Here is a 17,060-nt window from a genome sequence, read left to right on the forward strand (position 1 = left end):
GCCGCGTGGCCGGGCAATCCGCGGTGGTCTTGCGGACCCCTGGACCGGCCAGTGTCGCAAGATTTCGTAAAGATCAATTAATCGACGGCAAGTTATTGATAATGGGTCGATTTTACCGGCACCCCGACCCCGGCCGGGCCGCTACAGCCGATTCAGCGGCATCCGCAGGTAGACGGTGCCGTTGCTGTCGGGCGGCGGCATCTGCCCCGCCCGCATATTGACCTGGATCGAGGGAATGATCAGGGCCGGCATGTCGAGCGTCTTGTCGCGGCCTTCGCGCATGGCGACGAAGGCGGCCTCGTCGATCCCGTCATGGATATGGATGTTCCGGGCGCGCTGCTCGGCCACGGTCGTCTCCCAGACGAAATGATCGCGGCCGGGGGCCTTGTAATCGTGACAGAGGAAGATGCGCGTCGCCGGCGGCAGCGCCAACAGGCGCCGGATCGAACGATAGAGCTGGCGGGCGTTGCCGCCGGGGAAATCGCAGCGCGCCGTTCCGTAGTCGGGCATGAAGAGCGTGTCGCCGACGATGACTGCATCGCCGGCGAGATAACTGATGCAGGCCGGCGTGTGGCCGGGCGTGTGCATCACCTGCAGCTCGAGCGATCCGATGAGCAGGCGATCGCCGTCGGCGAAGAGCCGATCGAACTGCCGCCCGTCGGGCTCGAGATCGGTCGCGTTGAAGACCGGCTTGAAATAGCGCTGGACCTCGCTGACGGCGCGGCCGATGCCGGTTCGGGCGCCGGTCTTTTCCTTGAGATAGGCGGCGGCGCTCAGATGGTCGGCATGGACATGGGTCTCGAGGATCCACGCAATCTCCATGCCGCCGGCGGCCGCCGCGGCCAGGATCCCGTCGGCCGATTTATGGCCGGTGCGTCCCGACTTGGGATCGAAATCCAGCACCGGATCGACGATGGCCGCTTTGCGGCTGTCGGGGTCCGAGACGAGATAGGAGACGGTGAAGGTGGGTTCATGAAAGAAGGACTGGATGGTCGGATTCATGAATCACCTGTCGCGCGGCGGGGCCACCTCTATCTCATTTCCCGGCGAAAAGTTCCATCGAAAGGCTAGGGGTTGATCGCGGTCACGATCCAGAGCGCAGCGGGGAGCGGCACCGACGGGCCGCGCTGATAGGGCGCGAGGACCTTGCGCACCGAGGCCGCCACGGCGTCGCGGACAGCGGGCGGCTGGCCGTCGACGGCGCGGCTGGTGGCCCCGATCTCCAGGGTCGCGGCGACCGCGGCGTCGAGGCCGCGGCCGGCGGCGAGGTCGAAGGCGAGATCGACCGGCTCCATCCGGATGGCGCCGAAGCCCGCATCGCCCAGGATGCGGCGCACCCGTTCCTCGCTGGCGAAGGCGAAGGGACCGGGATCCTCGGGTCCCAGCTTGGGCAACGGCGGCACATGCTCATAGGCGGCCTTGAGCGGCACCAGCATCCACGGATTGTCCTTGGAATCTCGGAAACAGGAGAAGGCGAGGCGGCCCTTCGGTCTCAAACCGCGGCGCAGGTTCGCGAAAGCGCGGGCGGGTTCGGCGAAGAACATCACGCCGAAGCGCGAGAACAGCAGATCGAAATGACCGGGGGACAGGGGATGGGTGGTCGCATCCGCCTGCAGGAACTGGATCGGCATGCCTTTTGGCCGCCGTTCCTCGGCCCGCGCCAGCATCGGTGCGGAGATGTCGAGGCCCAGCACCTCCCCGGTGCGGCCGACCGACTGGCCGAGCTCAATCGTGGTGCCGCCGCAGCCGCAGCCGATATCGATCACCCGCTCGCCCGGCCGCACGGCGGCGCGCTCGAAGATCGCCATGCCGACGGGCCCGAGCACGATATCCCACATCTCCTGCAGCTTGATCCAATGGCGGCCGCCCGGTCCGTTCCAGAACTCGACCTGCTCGGCGTTGCGCGCGTCGGCTTCCATGGCCGTCTCCCTGTCGCTCGCCGTCCGATAGGACGGCGGGTTCATGCTCAGACGTCGAGTTCCTTATAGTGCCGGAAAATGCCTTCCTCGTTGAAGGGCGGCCGCCGGTTCGAGGCGAGGTAGGCCGCGATCCGGGGACGCGCGGCGATCCGGTCATGGAGCTCGACCACGCGGCTGCATTTGCGCTCGATCCGCGTCATGGCGCGCGGGAAAGCGTAGCGCAGCCCCTCGATCATCTGGAATAGCGACAGATCGGCGTAGGTCAGTTGCGGGCCTGCGATGTAGCTCGCCCCCTTCTTGCCGCGGGCCAGCATCTTGTCGAAATAGCCGAGATATTTGGGCGCGCGGGTCCGGACGAAATCATGGGCGCGCCGCCGCGCCTCCAGGCGCTGGTCCTCGTAATAGAGATTGGTGGAGATCGGATGATGCGTGTCGTGAACTTCCTGCACGAGATCGGCGATGGTGAGCTGCAGCTGATGGGTCCAGAGCCGGCCGGTTTCCGTTTCCGGCGCCAGCCCGTGCCGCCCGCCCAGATAGAAAAGGATGTTCGCCGTCTGGCCGATCACCAGCCGGCCAGCCTTCAGGAAGGGCGGCGCGAAGGGCTGATGCTCGATGGCGCGGCCTTCGAGGAATCGCAGCAGGGCCGGCACGCCGCCGCGGGCACCCGACTGGCTGACGACATCGACATAATCGGCGGCTGCTTCCTCGAGAGCGAGCCGGACGAACTCGCCGCGGCCCTGGATCGACGGCCAGTAATAGAGCTCGTAACGCATCTCATTTGTCTCCGCCTTGCATGAACGCGGCGAAGGCGTCCTTGTAGTCGGCATGCCAGCGCGACAGGGCCGGGCGGTTCTTGATGATGTCTTCGGCCGCCCATTGGATGCGCTTGTTGTCGGTGGCGCGGCTGACATCGTTGTCGGGGCAGAGGATGTAGAAATCGCCCCTCGCCAGGCCCTGCAACAGAAAGTCGACCACCTGGCCGGCGGTCCAGGCGGCGGGCGGCTTCTCGGCGGCGCCCGTCATGCCGGTGAAGGTGAAGCCGGGGATCAGCAGATGCGCGGTGACCTGACAGCCTTCGGTGTTGCGGAGTTCATGCGCAAGGCCCTCGGTCAGCACCTTGATGCCGGCCTTGGACACGTTATAGGCGGTGTCGCCGGGCGGCGTGGTGATGCCTTGCTTGGAACCGGTATTGACGATGGCGGCCGGCTTGCCTTGCGCGATCATGGCGGGCGCGAAGGTCTGGACGCCGTTGATGACACCCCAGAGATTGACGTCGAGCACCCGGCGCCACCGGTCGTAATTCTTCCAAGGGCCGCCACCGTTGCCGATGCCGGCATTGTTCATCAGGACCGCCACCCCGCCAAATTCGCGGAAAGCCGTGTCCTTCAGGCGCTGCACCTCCTCGAGCTTGCTGACATCGGTCGGGATCGCGCGCAGATCCGCCTTGCCGCCGGGGGCGAGCGCCGCGACCTCGGCCGCCGCCCGGTCGAGGCGCTCGCCACCGAGATCGGCGAGACAGACCTTCATGCCGAGCGAGGCGAAGCGCTTGGCCGCCGCCAGCCCGATGCCGCTGGCGGCCCCCGTGATGACGGCGGTGGCGCCAGGACGAAGCGCGGGATGATCTTGCATGACGATTTCCTCTTCGAGACCGAACTCAGGGGAACATTCGCGCCCTATCTGGGATTGGGCGGTGCATCTTCGGCCGGCCTGTGCGACGGACACTCGCTCTGGCAAGCTCTCAATGGCGATGGCTTTGCCGAGCCGACGAAACTCAGGTCATGTTGCTAGAAACTGATCACACGCGTGTCGGACTGCTTGGCTGCAGCATGAAATTCGTTCATGCCGCCGAGTTTGACCCGTTTATCGAGAGAAGCCCCGGGCAGACCACGGGCTTCGACACAGGGGCGGCAGGCCCATAAGGTGACCTTCGGGTTTGCCGCTACCTCTTCGTAGCGGTTTGGCGGACCGACCGGTATCAGCTTGGCGCCAGCGCCTTCGACGGCCATGAAAACGGAATCGTGAAACAACATCAGGGTGACGCTGTCGCCAGCTTGGATGGCCGAGGCAGCGAACAGAAAGGGCAGCATCGCACGGGTGGGGTCCGTCGGCCCCCAAGTTCCGGAAAGGACAAAGTGCATGACATACCTCGCACATTAATCGGATGGGGAATGGGCGAAGAAAGTTTGCCACAACCGACCCGCATGCAGCGTCAGATTCTCCGGCAGCTCCTTACTTTGGGCGGCGCCTTACGTCGTGCGCAGATACCACTGGTAATCGAGCTCGGTCACCTCGGCCATGAAGCGGTCGAGCTCGGCCTTCTTGATGGCGAGGAACACGTCGAAGAAACCCTTGCCGAGATATTCCTTCAGGAACTCGGAGTTTTCGGCGGCCTCGATCGCTTCCGACCAATGCTGCGGCAGGGCGCCGAGCTTGGCCTGCTCGTAGCCGTTGCCGGTGATGGGCGGACCCGGATCGATCTTGCGCTCGATGCCGTAATGGGCGCCGGCGAGCGCCATCGCCACCGCGAGATAAGGATTGGCGTCGGCGCCCGAGGGGCGATGCTCGATATGGCGCGACGAGGGCGGGCCCGCAGGGATCCGCAAACCCACCGACCGGTTGTTGATGCCCCAGGTCGGCGCCACCGGCGCGTAGGAGGTACGCCGGAAGCGGCGATAGCTGTTGGCGTTGGGCGCATAGATCAGCATCGATTCGGCCATGGTCGCGGCCATGCCACCGATGGTATGGCGCAGCATCAGGCTGCCTTCCGGCTTGTCGCCGTCGGCGAAGAGATTGTTGCCGTCCTTGTCGGCGATGCTGAGATGGATATGCATGCCCGAGCCGGCGCGGCCCGCGAAGGGCTTCGCCATGAAGCAGGCCTGCATGCCGTGCTTGGCGGCGACGCCGCGGATGAGCCGCTTGAACATCAGCCCCTCGTCGACCGCCCGCATGGCGTCGGCGCGGTGGAGCAGGGTGATCTCCCACTGGCCCGGCGAATATTCATGGATCACCGTCTGGGCCGGGAGGCCTTGTGCCTTGGCGCAAGAGTGAATCTCGGCGAAGACGGGCCACATCTCGCCCAGGAGATTGACGTCATAGACTTCGATATGGCGCGCGCGATGACCGCCCGGCGTGGGGGCGGGCCGCGGTTTGCCGTCGGGGCCGGGCTTGGTGTCGAGCAGGTAGAATTCGAGCTCGACCGCCATGACGGGCGTCAGACCCTGGTCGGTGAAGCGCTTGACCACGCGCGCCAGCGCGTGGCGCGGATCGGCGTGATAGGGCCGCCCATCCAGCTCATGCATGGCGAGCAGCACCTGGGCCGTCGGTTCCTCGCGCCAGAGGGCAGGCGCCAGCGTTCCGGCCACCGGATGGCAGAGCCGGTCGGCATCGCCATCGGCCCAGACCAGGTTGGTCTCTTCGACATCTTCGCCCGTGATGTCGAGGCTGAGGATCGAGCCCGGCATGTAGCGGCCATGGCGATAGATCGCCATCAGCTCCTCGCGGCGGATGTTCTTGCCGCGCATGACTCCGCCCGGATCGGTCAGGATCAGGTCGACGCCGGCGATTTCGGGATGCGCCGCCAGGAAACGTTCGGCTTCCTCGGGCGAGGCGCCGATATTGGAATGGGGGGCAAGGCCCTTGGGGTTCATGGCGGGCTCAATTCTTCTTCAGTTCGTCGACGCAGCTGCCGAGTGCCGTGACCAGCTTCTCGACGTCGGCCTTGGTGGTCGCCGGGCAGCAGAGCGTCATGTTGTGGAAGGGCGCGATCATCACGCCGCGATTGAGGAGATAGAGATGGACAGCCTTCTCGAGCGGCTCGATCAGCGCCGCGGCGGCTTCGGTGCCGTTCTTCGGCGGCTTGGCCGCGAACACGATCTCGGCGCGCGCGCCGACCCGTGCCACATGCCAGGGCAGCGCACGCGACTTGATGATCTTCTCGACGCCATCGGCCAGCGACTTCGACATCGCTTCCATGAGGCTGTAGTTATGCGGCGTCATGACATGCTCGAGCACGACCCGCATCAGTCGCAGCGAGAGAGCATTGGCCGAGAGCGTGGTGCCGATGCCGCTATGCCCGTGCGGCGCGGCATGCTGGGCCTTGCGGATGCGATGAGCGACGTCCGCGGTGTAGCCGTAGACCGCGCTGGGAATGCCGCCCGAGATCGGCTTGCCGAGCGTCAGGAAATCCGGATCGAGCCCATAGGCGCGGGTATAGCCGCCGGGGCCGGTCGAGATGCAATGGGTCTCGTCGATCACCAGGAGCGTGCCGTGGCGGCGCGTCAGCTCGCGCAGCTGCTCGTGGAAGCCCGGATCCGGCAGCACCATGCCGATATTGGTCATGGCCGGCTCGCAGATCACGGCCGCGATATCGCCTTCCATCAATTTCGATTCGAGCGCCGCGATGTCGTTGAACTCGACCACGGTCGCGACCGCGGTCAGATCCTGAACCTGGCCGATCAGGCCGGGGCGCGGCACCTCGTGATTGCCCTTGAGGCGCAGAAAGGTGTCGTCGACGGTGCCGTGATAGCACCCGTTGAAGACCAGGATCTTGGGCCGGCCGGTGATGCCGCGCGCGAGACGCAGCACGAAGCGGTTGGCGTCGGTCGCCGTGGTCGCCATCTGCCAGTAGGGCAGGCCGAAGCGATGCGACAACAGCTCGCCCACGGCGATCGCATCCTCCGTCGGCAGCATGTAGGTCAGGCCTTTGTCGGCATGCTCGCGCAAGGCCTCGACCACGGGGGCCGGCGAATGGCCGAACATGGAGCCCGTGTCACCCAGGCAGAAATCCGAATAGGCGTTGCCATCGACATCCCAGATCTGCGCGCCCGAGGCGCGCTTGGCGAAGATCGGGTAGGGCGTCGACCAGTCGGTCATCCAGCTCATCGGCACGCCGCCCGGAAAATGCGCATGCGCTTCCTGGGCGAGCTTGTGCGACTTCGGATGGCTCTGGGCGAAATGGGCCCGCTCGCGCTCCGTCATCGTGCTGACGGCCAAAGCGGCGATACCGGCCATGCGGTCGGTCATGACGACAGGCTCCTTGGGCTGGCAAGACCGGGGCGGGACGGAAGGACGTGCCCCAGGCGCTGAAGAGCCATAAGCGAGGCTTGCGCCGCCTTCAACCCCCCGTCCGGGTGGGGCGCCGGCCCCGATCAGGCCGGCCGCGGATAAAGCACTGGAAATTCAGGACCCTGCAGGGCTTCGCCGGCGCCGAGCGTCACGCCGGCGAAAGGCGGCGAGGTCTTGCCCTTGCGCACGGCCCAGCGCGCATCGTCGCCGACGACGCGGGCCGAGAAGGCGCGCCGGCGCCGGCCCGCCGCGCGGTTGCCGGGTGCGCTGTGGAGCGTCAGGAAGTGGAAGGCGACCGCATCGCCGGGCTCCAGCGCCCAGCTCAGAATCCGATGGCGGCCGCGCTCGGCATCGATATCCGGCACCGGCTCCAGCCCGTCATCCTGATTGAGGGCGGTGCGGTCGAATTTCTCCGGACGGAACCAGCGCCCCCAGCGATGCGAGCCGGCGACGAATTGGACGGTGGTATCGAGCGGCACCGTATCCAGCGCCACCCAGACGCTGCAGTTCTGCCGACCGTCCACGCTGTAGTAGGGCTGGTCGTGATGCCAGGGCGTGGGCATGTCCGTGCCCGGTTCCTTCACCAGCACATGCTCGTGGAACAATCGCACGGTGCTGGCGCCCATCAGCTGTGCGGCGGTCTCGGCCAGGGCCGAGTGACGCAGGAAATCGGCATACTCGGCAAAACGGCTCCAGTTGCAGTAGTCCCCGAAGAACAGCCCCGAGCCGTTGGCGGCGGGATAGATGCGCGCGATGGCACTGGGCTCGGCGATATTGCGCTCGATGCCCGCGCGCAAGGGCTCGACCCATTCGCGGAACAGGCCGCGCAGGGCGACGGCGCCCTCCTCTTGGAAGTCCCGGATCTGGGCCGCATCCACCCGGTTCATGGCAGTCACCTCGGGAAAAGCAGGACGGCCGATCGATTTCAGGATCGGCGCTCCCGCCAAGTTTAACGAATTTCGCTCGCGAAGCCAGTTGCCGAAACCCCACCGGGGCTGGCATAGGAGGCCCGCAACCGGTATCAAGACTCCGGCGCCGGAGCGACGGACGCGCTCCCCGCCGGGTCGGCGACAGCCCGCCGGCCGATAAGATGGCGCGCTGCTCCCTTGGCGCCGGCTCCCTATCCTCTAGAGAACCCTGGTTTCATGCTCGAGCGCGTTGTTGCTGCCCTGGTCGATTGGAGCGCCCGCCGCGCCCTGCTCGTGGTGCCGCTGCTGGCCCTCCTGACCCTATGGGCCGGGGTCCATGTCGTTCATACGCTCAAGATGAACAGCGACACCTCGGCGATGATCTCGAGCAAGCTGCCCTGGCGCCAGCAATCTGCGGCGCTCGACAAACTCTTCCCGCAGGACAGCGGCCAGCTCGTCATCGTGGTCGACGGCAGCACCCCGGACCAGGCCGAGGATGCGACCCAGGCGCTCTATGAGAAACTGGCGGCGGCCCCGGACCATTTCATCAGCGTCCGGCGCCCCGACGGCGGGCCCTTCTTCCAGCGCTATGGCCTGCTGTTCCTGCCGCTGGATACCCTGCAGAAGATGTCGGATTCGATCGCGACGGCGCAGCCCTTCATCGGCAGCCTGCGCGCGGATCCCAGCCTGCGTGGCCTGTTCGATATGCTGGCGCTGGCGGCCGACGGCATTGCCAGCCAGTCGGCGGGCCTCGCCATGATTCAGCGCCCGCTCGACGCGATCGAGGCCTCGCTGACCAGCACGCTCGACGGCAAGCCCAAGCCGGTCTCCTGGCAGACGCTGCTGATGGACCGCCCGGTCGAGCCGCGCGATTTGCGACATCTCATCTTGACGCAGCCGGTGCGGGATTTCAGCGCGCTCTCGACGGCGGCGGCGGCCTCCAAATTCATCCGCGATGAGGCCCGAGCCCTGGGACTGACGCCGGACAAGGGCGTCACCGTCCGGCTGACGGGTTCCGTCGCGCTGCAGGACGAAGAGCTGCAGACGGCCACACAGGGGCTGGGAACCGCGCTCACGATCTCGATCACGCTGGTCCTCCTGCTGCTGCTGGTGGCGCTGCGCTCCGCCAAGCTGATCGTGGCGAGCTTCATCACGTTGCTGGTCGGGCTGGTGCTGACCTTTGCCTTCGCGTCCTTCACGGTCAATCCGCTCAATCCCATCTCGGTCGCCTTCGCCGTCATGTTCATCGGGCTGTCGATCGATTTCGGCATCCAGTTCGGCGTTCGTTTCGGGCAGGAACGATTTCTCGACGCCGACCCGTCGACGGTGCTGCGGCGCACCGGTTATGCCATGGCGCGACCCCTGACCCTGGCCGCCGTGGCGATCGCGGTCGGCTTCGCCTCCTTCCTCCCGACCGACTATCGTGGCGTCTCGGAGCTGGGCCTGATCGCGACGGCCGGCATGATCATCACCCTCATCCTCAATCTGACGCTGCTGCCGGCCCTGCTGGCTCTGCTCAAGCCCAGCGGCGCGCCGCGCGAGATGGGATATCGCTGGGCTTCCTCGATCGACGACTTCCTGCTGAAGCAACGCCGCTGGATCCTCGCCGCCTTCGGCCTCGTGACCGTGCTGGGGCTCGTGGCCGCCTTCTGGCTGCAGTTCGATTACAACCCGCTGCATCTGCGGGATCGCAAGGTCGAATCGATGGCGACCATCCTCGATCTGATGCGCGATCCGCTCTATTCGCCATTCTCGGTCCAGGTGCTGGCACCCAACATCGACGCGGCCCAGGACATCGCCAAGAAGCTCTCGGCTCTGCCCGAGGTTTCGGCGGTGCTGACCGCCGAGAGCTTCATTCCGCAAGACCAGGACGCCAAGCTCGCCGTCATCGGCGACCTGCAGTTCCTGATCGGCCCGACCCTGGACACGACCGAGACCAAACCGCCGCCGACCGACGACGAAATCCGCGCCTCGATGAAGAACTGCGCCGAGAAACTGCGCCACGCTTTGCCGGACCTGCCCGTGGCCCAGCGTCTGGCGGCCGCCCTCGATCGTGCCGCCACCGGAGATGCAAAGCTGTTTCCGCAACTGACCGAGGTGCTGGTCGCCGGCCTCGATGCACGTCTCAAGATGCTGGCGCTGGCCCTCACCGCCGAGCCGCTGGATCTGAGCAAGTTGCCCGAGGACCTTCGTCGCGAATGGATCGCGCCCGACGGAAGGGCGCGGGTCCAGGCCATGCCCTCGGGCGACAGCAACGACAACAACACCGTGACCGAGCTGGTGACGGCGGCGCGCACCGTCGCGCCGGACGCGACCGGGACGGCGGTCGAGATCTACGAGGCGGGCCGCGCGGTCTCCAATGCCTTCCGCGTCGCCACCATCATCGCCCTGATCTCCATCACGCTGCTGCTGGGACTGCTGTTGCGCCGGCTGCGCGATGTGCTGCTGGTGCTGGCGCCGATCCTTGTGGCCGGGTTCGCGACCATCCTGGTCTGCGTGGCGACAGGCCTCGAATTCAACTTTGCCAATATCATCGCGTTGCCGCTGCTGCTCGGCATCGGCGTCGCCTTCACCATTTATTTCGTGGTCAACTGGCGCAAGGGCGTGACCCACCCGCTCACCTCGAGCACGGCCCGGGCCGTGCTCTTCAGCGCGCTCGCCACGGCCGCTTCCTTCGGCAGCCTCGCGCTTTCCACCCATCCCGGCACGGCCGGCATGGGCCTGCTGCTGCTGGTGGCGCTCCTGATCATGCTCTCGACCATCTTCCTGTTCCTGCCGGCCCTGATGGGCCCGCCGCCGTCCCGCCCCGAATGATCCGAACCAGAGGAGACCGCTTCCGATGACCGTCACGAGCTATGCCGAAGGCGTGCGTACCGAGCGCCACGACCAGGTTATCGAGGTCACGCTGGACCGGCCGAAGGCGAATGCGATCGATCCGGGCCTGAGCCAGCGGCTGGGCGAGATCTTCTCGGAATATCGCGACGACCCGAGCTTGCGCGTCGCCATCGTGACCGCGGCCGGGCGTTTCTTCTCGGGCGGCTGGGATCTGAAGGCGGCGGCACCGGATCAGGATTTCGGCCGGGGCGGCTTCGCGGGGCTGACCGAGATGTTCAATCTCCGCAAGCCGGTGATCGCGGCCGTCAACGGCATCGCCGCCGGCGGCGGCTTCGAGCTGGCGCTGGCCTGCGATCTGATCGTGGCGGCCGAGAGCGCCGAGTTCATGGTGCCCGAAATCAAGATCGGCCTGATCCCCGACGGCGGCGGCGTGCTGCGCCTGCCCAAGCGCCTGCCGCGGTCGCTCGCGAACGAGCTGATCCTGACCGGGCGCAAGATGAGCGCCGCCGAGGCCGATCGCCATGGCCTGCTCAACCGGCTGGTGCCGCTCTCCGACCTGATGACTGCCGCGCGGGCGCTGGCCGCCGATCTGGTCAAATCCGCACCATTGGCCGTCATGGCGGCCAAGGCCGTCATGCAGGCGACCGAAGCGATGTCGGTCGAGGAGGGCTACAAGCTCCTCGCCAGCGGCACGGTCCCCGAATATCAGCGCATGCGCGATTCGGAGGACTACTGGGAAGGCCCGAAGGCGTTCCAGGAACGCCGCCCGCCGGTCTGGAAGGGACGCTGAGCGCCCTGCGGGCCGAGCCGTCGCAGCGTCGCCGCTCTGCCGCTAAGTCTCGGGCCGGCCCGGCTAAACATCGTGAAAATGCCGTAAATACAGCAATTTTTCGCTGTCTTTAGCTTATAGAAACGATAGCCAAGCGATAGTTCTCACCGGCGGTCTCTCCGCGCCAGGATGCGTGCGGAAGACCGGCCCCGAGGAAACCATCATGGCTACCGTTCGGATCTTCGGCCTGGAATCGACGGAGCTCAACCGCCGCGCGGAAGCGGCGCGCGGGTATGCCCCGGTGCGCGACCCGGTGAGCCCCGGCCAGAATCTTCGCCGCCTGCTGCTGATCTTCGTCACGACGACCGGCGTCTCGCTGCTGTCCTTGATCGGACTGCTGTTCTATGGCGCGGTCCTGGGCTTCTAGCGATCGGCCTCAGCGGCGACGCGCCAGCCGAGGCGCTCGAAGAGAGATCCGAGGCAGACGACCGTCAGCAGCGCCACCACCATTCCGCCGACGATGTCGCTGAGAAAATGCGCGTTGACGATGACGCGCGTCGCCGCGATGACCATGGCGACGGCAAAGGCGGGAAACCGCCAGTGCGGCCGGATCATCGTGAGCGCGAAGGCCAGGGCGAAGACCGTGGTCGCATGACCCGATGGGAATCCGCGCAGATCGGCGTCGAGATGCCAGGGGTGAAATCCATAGATTCCCTCCTGGAGAAACGGGTTGGGCCGCGCACGCCCGATCAGAATCTTGATCAGGTTGGTCACGATTCCAGCCACCGCGACGGCTGCGAACAGGAAGGCCGCCGCGATCGCCCGTTTTCTCTCCCGTGACCAAAGCGGACCGTTGCGTTCGGCCCGGCCGGCGCGCCAGGCCCAGAAGAGCGCCATGGCCCCGCTCAGGAGCAGCCAACCAAGAGACTTTCCGAGCCAGGTGATATCGCCCGCCAGGTTTCTGAACCAGCCGGGCAGGGCCTCCATCGCCAGGGCTACGGGCCGGTCCACAGACAGCATCAAGAGCGGGATCGACAATGTTGCCAGCAGGGCCGTCAGGACGACGGCCGCGCGCCGGCGTTTCGCGCTCGAGGAATCAGGGGCCTGGGGCATAGAGGGTCAGGCGCTGCCAATCGCCCTTGCTGTAATTGAACGCGTCGAACTGGGCCAGGATTTCGGTCGAGACCGCAGCCTTCGCCGAGGCCGCATCGAAGGCGGCGCGGGCCTCCTCGGTGACCAGCGCAAAACGACAGCCGGCATGATCGGCCAGCGAGGCGGCGGCCTGGCCGGGGTCGGTCATCTGCGTCTCGGTGCCCAACATGAAGACGAGGCTGGGTTCATTGAACCCGGCGCTGGCAAGACGGGGCGCGGGGCAGGTGGCATAGGCTCGGATCGCCTCGGCCACGATACGGCTGGGCCAGAGCACATCGAGATTGGGCAGAAGCCGGCCATAGACCGAGAGGGTCGCGAGCTGGCTCGCCACCAGGAGACAGACCACACCCTGCAAAGCCCGTCCACGCGCCGTCATGAGGCTGCCGATCAGCATTGCGGCGGCAATGACGAAGGCATAGGGCCAAGCCAGCGGATCGATGGGTTGACCGAGAAACCGCGGCAGCCAGAGGCCGATGCCGGCGATGACGAGGCCGATGAAGATGGTCGCGCCGAGATTGAGATAGCCCAGCGACCGCTGCCAGATCGGCATGGAGGATGAGATCGACGACAGGTTCTGACTGATCGAGTAGGCGGTCAGCAGCGCCAGCCCCGAATAGAGCGGCAGCGCGTAATGCGGCAGCTTGGTCGGGATCATCTCCAGGATCAGCCAGGCCGGGATCAGCCAGGCGATGCAGAAGCGGATCTCGGGCTCGCCGCGCCGGCGCGCCAGGCGGAACATGGCCAATCCCACCGGCAGCGCGAACGGCCAGAGCCCGAGAAAGAGCGTGGCGGCATAGTAGCCCGGCAACCCCGCATGGCCCTCCTGCGCCCCGAGGATCTTGTCGAAGAAATCATGCTTGATGGATTGCTGGACGAAGGCCCCGCCGCTCTTGGCCATGATGGCGAAGAACCAGGGCGCCGCCAGCAGCGCCGCCAGGAGGGCGCCCGGCAGCGAATAGAGCCGCAACAGCCAGCGCCCGCGGTTCTCGAGCAGCGCCAGGGCCAGGGCCGTGAGGCCGACGAAGAACAGGATCATGGGGCCCTTGACCAGGATCCCCGCGCCGATGGCAATCCAGAACATCAAGGCATTGCCGAGGCCCGGGGGCGAAGAACCGGCAGGCCGCATCTCCGCGAGATAGACGCGCAGCAGCGCCACCATGGCCGCGAGAACGAGCGCCAGCAGGACGGCGTCGGTCGTCGCCTGACGGATCTCGATTCCGAACAGCGGTGCGGCGGCGAGCACGAGCCCCGCCAGGAATCCGACCGGGGGCGAGAACAGCAGGCGACCCATCCATGCGGTCAGCAATATGGCGGCGAGCGCCGCCGCGAGCGAAGGCAGGCGGAAACGCCAGATGCTCGGCTCATCGGATGAACCGCCGGTGACCCAGTTGGCCGCCGCCTGCAGCCAGTAGATCCCGACCGGCTTCTTGTAGCGCGGCACATCCTGAAAGTGGATATCGATCAGGTCGCCGCTCTGCATCATCTGGCGCGTGGATTGCGCGAAGCGGGACTCGTCGCGATCGATCGGCGGCAGGCTGAAGAAGCCGGGCAGCAGCCACAGAAGCGCCACGACCGCGAGCAGCAACGAGCCCTTCCGCGGATGGTCCAGGATCGCGCTCGGCGATGCCATCGCGGCCGGCCGGACGTCCGATCGGGGAGAGTCAGGGGCGGGCGGCATCGCGCCCGCACAGCTTGTCGCGCCAGATGAAGAAGAGATTGCGCGCATAGATCGCAAGGCCGGCGCCTTGGCCGACGATGAAGACGGGGTCCCGCCGCCAGATCGCGTAAGCGAGCAGGACGACACCGCCGGCGACGCTGAAATACCAGAAGATCTCCGGGACGATGCTGCGGCCCGCCCGCTCGCTCATGATCCATTGGAACACGAAGCGCAGCGAGAACATCGCCTGGCCGAGGAAGCCGATCACCAGCCAGCCGGTCATGAGTTTCCGTCCATCTTATGGCCCCTCCTTGGCCGCCCGAACCGCCTTCGCGAGGCTGCGCCGCTTGAGCCACAGGACGCCCCAGAGATCGACCAGCCCCTGCGCCGCACGGCCGAGATTGCCATAATGGGAGCGGCCATGTCGCCGCGGCCGGTCGTTCACCGCGATGAAACGCGTTTGGCCGCCGGCGATCTGGACCAGGGCCGGCAGAAATCGATGCATGCCGTTGAAGGCCGGCAGTTGCAGCAGCATCGCTCTCCGGAACAGCTTGAGGCCGCAGGCGCTGTCGCTGCATTCGTCCTTCAGCACGTTTCGGCGAACGTCGTTGGCGAGGCGCGAGGCCATTTGTTTCGACCAGGAGGATTTCCGGCCCTGCCGCAAGCCGCCGATCAGATCGGCACCGGAGGCGAGCGCCAGATCGACCAGGCGCGGCAGATCGGCCGGATCGTTCTCGCCGTCGGCGTCGATGGTCGCCACCCAGTCCGCGCGCGCAGCCCGGACGCCGGCCAGCATGGCGGCGCTCTGACCCGAGCGCGCCGGCAACCGCACCAGGCGCAGCGTCGGGTCGGCGGCGATCATGTCGGCAACGAGCGGAGCGGTTCGATCGCGGCTCGCGTCATCCACCAGAATGATCTCGATCGGCCGGTGCGATTCCGGCAAGTCACGAATCTCGCCCAGCAGGGGCGGCAGATTGTCGGCTTCGTCATGGGCGGGAATGATGAGGCTGTATTGCATGCGGGGATCAGCCATTCTCTCGTTGATCCCACTCTAGCCCGCGATCTCGCGCAGTGTCAGGTCTGCCGACCGGTCTCCGCTGGCGCCTGGATCAGGCAGCCTCGCGTCAAGGCGGCCGCCAAGGCTGCCGCGACATCGAAGTCAGGGTCGGCATCGAGAGCGTCGGTCACCGCCGCTTCGAGCGTGGCACCGTCGGCGAAGCGGGCGAGCATGACCAGCTCTGCGCGCGAGATCGCAGCCATCGCCACGTCGAAGGCCTGGCGATAGACCAGGAGGTAACAGCCGCCCGCGTCGAGATCGACTCTGACATCGGCGTCATCATGGGACTGATGCACACGCCAGATCGTCTCGATCGGCCAGGGCGACTCCAGCAAGCGGCAGGCGGGATGGAGTTGAAGCGCCGTCATGGCCTCGGCCGCCTGCGCCAGATCGGCCGGCGTCAGGGCCGATTCATCGGGCGCATGCCAAGCCAGATTGAGTGCCCATTCCAACCGGGCCAGATCGGGGAGATAGGCCAGGCCCGCGGCCGGCGCATAATGCTGCAGAAAATCCGCGAAGCCCGCGCCATAGGCGGCGAGTCGGGGCTCCCGGGGCGGGTGGGCGCGAATGAAGGCCGCCCCGGCGGTGCGAAAGAAGCCGTCGCCAACCAGGCGATGCGCCACGGGGAAGGTGGCCTTCAGCGCCTCGGTCAGGCTGATCAGGCTGTTGTTGCGATAGATCTGGAGCCGTTGCGACGGCGTCAGGCCCAGCCCGTCGATATGGTCGAGCATTTCGCCATCCTGCCGACCGGGCGTACGGTCGAGCACGCGCTCGGCGATGGCGTGCTGAAGATCATGCAGCCGCATGAGGGGCCTCGTCCGGGACGCTGCCCGCCTGACGGCGCGCGATCAGAAGTCTGTCGGCCTTCGCCGATTCTTCGAGCAGCACATTCAGCGGCGGGATCTCTGAATCCCATTCGATCAGCGTCGGACGCGGTCCGATCCTGGCCAGGGTTGCGCGGTAGAGCGCCCAGACCTCGGATCCGACTGGCGATCCGTGATCGTCGATCCGCAGCTCGATCCCCTCAACCTCCTGCCGGCTGTGTCCGGCGAGATGGATCTCTCCCACCAGTTCGCCCGGGATCGCCTCGAGATAGGCGGCGGCGTCGAAACCCAGATTGCGCCCGCTCACATAGACATTGTTGACGTCGAGCAAGAGCCGGCAGCCGGCGCGGCGGCAGGCTTCGACCAGGAACTCGGGCTCGCTCATCTCGGCATGGCGGAAGGCGAGATAGCTCGACGGATTCTCGATCAGGATGGAGCGGCCCAGGGCCGTCTGCGCCTGGTCGATATGGGCGACGAGGGTGGCGAGGGCTTCCTCGGTCCAGGGCAGCGGCAGCAGGTCATTGAGGTAGAGACCGGCCTGGCCGGTCCAGGCGACATGTTCGGACACCAGCGCCGGCTCGGTCCGTTGCACCAGCTGCTTCAGGCGGTCGAGATGATCTTCGTCGAGACGGCCCGCCCCGCCGAGAGACAGGCCGACCCCGTGAAGGCTGATGGGGTAGGTTTGGCGAAGCCGGTCCAGGACATGGGCCGACCAGCTGCCCGACATGTAGTTCTCCGCGTGGGCTTCCAGCCATCCTGTGCATCGCCCGCCGTCGAGCAGCGCGCGATGATGTGGATGGCGCAGGCCGACCCCGGCCACGGCCGGCAGCGGGCCTGCGTTGCTTTCCGGGGGAGAAGGGGGCGCCGTCATGGGA

17 protein-coding genes are annotated in these 17,060 nt (G+C 66.6%); 3 read left to right on the forward strand and 14 right to left on the reverse strand.

Annotated elements, in window-relative coordinates; all coding sequences use genetic code 11:
* Positions 1 to 141: 141 nt before the first annotated feature.
* The 8 genes from FRZ44_RS09845 to FRZ44_RS09880 form a co-directional block, all read right to left on the reverse strand.
* Positions 142 to 1,002 (reverse strand): MBL fold metallo-hydrolase, encoded by an 861-nt coding sequence (locus FRZ44_RS09845; RefSeq protein WP_151177017.1) that lies wholly within the window; start codon positions 1,000 to 1,002, stop codon positions 142 to 144.
* A 65-nt stretch (positions 1,003 to 1,067) separates the two neighbouring features.
* On the reverse strand, positions 1,068 to 1,919 hold the full coding sequence (locus FRZ44_RS09850) for a class I SAM-dependent methyltransferase (protein ID WP_151177018.1): 852 nt from the start codon (positions 1,917 to 1,919) through the stop codon (positions 1,068 to 1,070).
* A 47-nt stretch (positions 1,920 to 1,966) separates the two neighbouring features.
* The gene (locus FRZ44_RS09855; protein ID WP_151177019.1) at positions 1,967 to 2,692 is read right to left on the reverse strand and encodes a glutathione S-transferase; all 726 of its coding nucleotides are present in this window, start codon (positions 2,690 to 2,692) and stop codon (positions 1,967 to 1,969) included.
* 1 nt (position 2,693) lies between these two features.
* Positions 2,694 to 3,548, reverse strand: a complete 855-nt coding sequence (locus tag FRZ44_RS09860) for an SDR family NAD(P)-dependent oxidoreductase (RefSeq protein WP_151177020.1) — start codon at positions 3,546 to 3,548, stop codon at positions 2,694 to 2,696.
* Positions 3,549 to 3,703: 155 nt separating this feature from the next.
* Positions 3,704 to 4,006 (reverse strand): DsrE family protein, encoded by a 303-nt coding sequence (locus FRZ44_RS09865; RefSeq protein ID WP_407658079.1) that lies wholly within the window; start codon positions 4,004 to 4,006, stop codon positions 3,704 to 3,706.
* Between the two features lie 159 nt (positions 4,007 to 4,165).
* Positions 4,166 to 5,566, reverse strand: a complete 1,401-nt coding sequence (locus FRZ44_RS09870) for a glutamine synthetase family protein (RefSeq protein ID WP_151177022.1) — start codon at positions 5,564 to 5,566, stop codon at positions 4,166 to 4,168.
* A gap of 7 nt (positions 5,567 to 5,573) precedes the next feature.
* Positions 5,574 to 6,941 (reverse strand): aspartate aminotransferase family protein, encoded by a 1,368-nt coding sequence (locus FRZ44_RS09875; protein WP_151177023.1) that lies wholly within the window; start codon positions 6,939 to 6,941, stop codon positions 5,574 to 5,576.
* Positions 6,942 to 7,066: 125 nt separating this feature from the next.
* Entirely contained in the window at positions 7,067 to 7,870 is an 804-nt protein-coding gene (locus FRZ44_RS09880) for a phytanoyl-CoA dioxygenase family protein (RefSeq protein ID WP_151177024.1), read from the reverse strand.
* 258 nt (positions 7,871 to 8,128) lie between these two features.
* Between FRZ44_RS09880 and FRZ44_RS09885 the strand changes: the two genes are divergently transcribed.
* The 3 genes from FRZ44_RS09885 (at position 8,129) to FRZ44_RS09895 (ending at position 11,922) form a co-directional block, all read left to right on the forward strand.
* Positions 8,129 to 10,705 carry an MMPL family transporter gene (locus tag FRZ44_RS09885; RefSeq protein ID WP_151177025.1) on the forward strand — a complete coding sequence of 859 codons (2,577 nt, stop codon included), beginning with the start codon at positions 8,129 to 8,131 and terminating at the stop codon, positions 10,703 to 10,705.
* A gap of 25 nt (positions 10,706 to 10,730) precedes the next feature.
* Entirely contained in the window at positions 10,731 to 11,516 is a 786-nt protein-coding gene (locus tag FRZ44_RS09890; protein WP_151177026.1) for an enoyl-CoA hydratase-related protein, read from the forward strand.
* Between the two features lie 202 nt (positions 11,517 to 11,718).
* A complete protein-coding gene (locus FRZ44_RS09895; RefSeq protein ID WP_151177027.1) occupies positions 11,719 to 11,922 on the forward strand; it encodes a hypothetical protein in 204 nt (67 codons plus the stop codon).
* Here the strand turns inward: FRZ44_RS09895 and FRZ44_RS09900 are convergent.
* From FRZ44_RS09900 to bufB, 6 genes are read right to left on the reverse strand one after another with little or no spacing between them, the layout of a single operon-like run.
* Positions 11,919 to 12,608 (reverse strand): phosphatase PAP2 family protein, encoded by a 690-nt coding sequence (locus FRZ44_RS09900; RefSeq protein WP_151177028.1) that lies wholly within the window; start codon positions 12,606 to 12,608, stop codon positions 11,919 to 11,921. The two genes, FRZ44_RS09895 and FRZ44_RS09900, sit on opposite strands and share 4 nt — an antisense overlap.
* Positions 12,592 to 14,277 (reverse strand): ArnT family glycosyltransferase, encoded by a 1,686-nt coding sequence (locus tag FRZ44_RS09905; protein ID WP_191908514.1) that lies wholly within the window; start codon positions 14,275 to 14,277, stop codon positions 12,592 to 12,594. Before FRZ44_RS09905 ends, FRZ44_RS09900 begins: the two co-directional genes overlap by 17 nt.
* A gap of 31 nt (positions 14,278 to 14,308) precedes the next feature.
* Complete coding sequence (locus FRZ44_RS09910) at positions 14,309 to 14,587, reverse strand: lipid-A-disaccharide synthase N-terminal domain-containing protein (RefSeq protein ID WP_151177030.1); 279 nt, start codon at positions 14,585 to 14,587, stop codon at positions 14,309 to 14,311.
* A gap of 15 nt (positions 14,588 to 14,602) precedes the next feature.
* Complete coding sequence (locus FRZ44_RS09915; RefSeq protein WP_151177031.1) at positions 14,603 to 15,337, reverse strand: glycosyltransferase family 2 protein; 735 nt, start codon at positions 15,335 to 15,337, stop codon at positions 14,603 to 14,605.
* A gap of 41 nt (positions 15,338 to 15,378) precedes the next feature.
* Positions 15,379 to 16,167: an HvfC/BufC N-terminal domain-containing protein gene (locus tag FRZ44_RS09920; RefSeq protein WP_151177032.1), complete on the reverse strand. Its 789-nt coding sequence runs from the start codon at positions 16,165 to 16,167 to the stop codon at positions 15,379 to 15,381.
* The gene (gene bufB / locus FRZ44_RS09925) at positions 16,154 to 17,056 is read right to left on the reverse strand and encodes an MNIO family bufferin maturase (protein ID WP_151180241.1); all 903 of its coding nucleotides are present in this window, start codon (positions 17,054 to 17,056) and stop codon (positions 16,154 to 16,156) included. Before bufB ends, FRZ44_RS09920 begins: the two co-directional genes overlap by 14 nt.
* Positions 17,057 to 17,060: the final 4 nt, after the last annotated feature.

Source organism: Hypericibacter terrae (genome assembly GCF_008728855.1).
GTDB lineage: Bacteria > Pseudomonadota > Alphaproteobacteria > Dongiales > Dongiaceae > Hypericibacter > Hypericibacter terrae.

Excerpts from the sequence above, each read along its gene's own strand:
- FRZ44_RS09845 (WP_151177017.1), bottom strand. The coding sequence starts at position 1,002 with ATGAATCCGACCATCCAGTCCTTCTTTCATGAACCCACCTTCACCGTC.
- FRZ44_RS09850 (WP_151177018.1), bottom strand. The coding sequence starts at position 1,919 with ATGGAAGCCGACGCGCGCAACGCCGAGCAGGTCGAGTTCTGGAACGGA.
- FRZ44_RS09855 (WP_151177019.1), bottom strand. The coding sequence starts at position 2,692 with ATGCGTTACGAGCTCTATTACTGGCCGTCGATCCAGGGCCGCGGCGAG.
- FRZ44_RS09860 (WP_151177020.1), bottom strand. The coding sequence starts at position 3,548 with ATGCAAGATCATCCCGCGCTTCGTCCTGGCGCCACCGCCGTCATCACG.
- FRZ44_RS09865 (WP_407658079.1), bottom strand. The coding sequence starts at position 4,006 with ATGCTGCCCTTTCTGTTCGCTGCCTCGGCCATCCAAGCTGGCGACAGC.
- FRZ44_RS09870 (WP_151177022.1), bottom strand. The coding sequence starts at position 5,566 with ATGAACCCCAAGGGCCTTGCCCCCCATTCCAATATCGGCGCCTCGCCC.
- FRZ44_RS09875 (WP_151177023.1), bottom strand. The coding sequence starts at position 6,941 with ATGACCGACCGCATGGCCGGTATCGCCGCTTTGGCCGTCAGCACGATG.
- FRZ44_RS09880 (WP_151177024.1), bottom strand. The coding sequence starts at position 7,870 with ATGAACCGGGTGGATGCGGCCCAGATCCGGGACTTCCAAGAGGAGGGC.
- FRZ44_RS09885 (WP_151177025.1), top strand. The coding sequence starts at position 8,129 with ATGCTCGAGCGCGTTGTTGCTGCCCTGGTCGATTGGAGCGCCCGCCGC.
- FRZ44_RS09890 (WP_151177026.1), top strand. The coding sequence starts at position 10,731 with ATGACCGTCACGAGCTATGCCGAAGGCGTGCGTACCGAGCGCCACGAC.
- FRZ44_RS09895 (WP_151177027.1), top strand. The coding sequence starts at position 11,719 with ATGGCTACCGTTCGGATCTTCGGCCTGGAATCGACGGAGCTCAACCGC.
- FRZ44_RS09900 (WP_151177028.1), bottom strand. The coding sequence starts at position 12,608 with ATGCCCCAGGCCCCTGATTCCTCGAGCGCGAAACGCCGGCGCGCGGCC.
- FRZ44_RS09905 (WP_191908514.1), bottom strand. The coding sequence starts at position 14,277 with ATGGCATCGCCGAGCGCGATCCTGGACCATCCGCGGAAGGGCTCGTTG.
- FRZ44_RS09910 (WP_151177030.1), bottom strand. The coding sequence starts at position 14,587 with ATGACCGGCTGGCTGGTGATCGGCTTCCTCGGCCAGGCGATGTTCTCG.
- FRZ44_RS09915 (WP_151177031.1), bottom strand. The coding sequence starts at position 15,337 with ATGGCTGATCCCCGCATGCAATACAGCCTCATCATTCCCGCCCATGAC.
- FRZ44_RS09920 (WP_151177032.1), bottom strand. The coding sequence starts at position 16,167 with ATGCGGCTGCATGATCTTCAGCACGCCATCGCCGAGCGCGTGCTCGAC.
- bufB (WP_151180241.1), bottom strand. The coding sequence starts at position 17,056 with ATGACGGCGCCCCCTTCTCCCCCGGAAAGCAACGCAGGCCCGCTGCCG.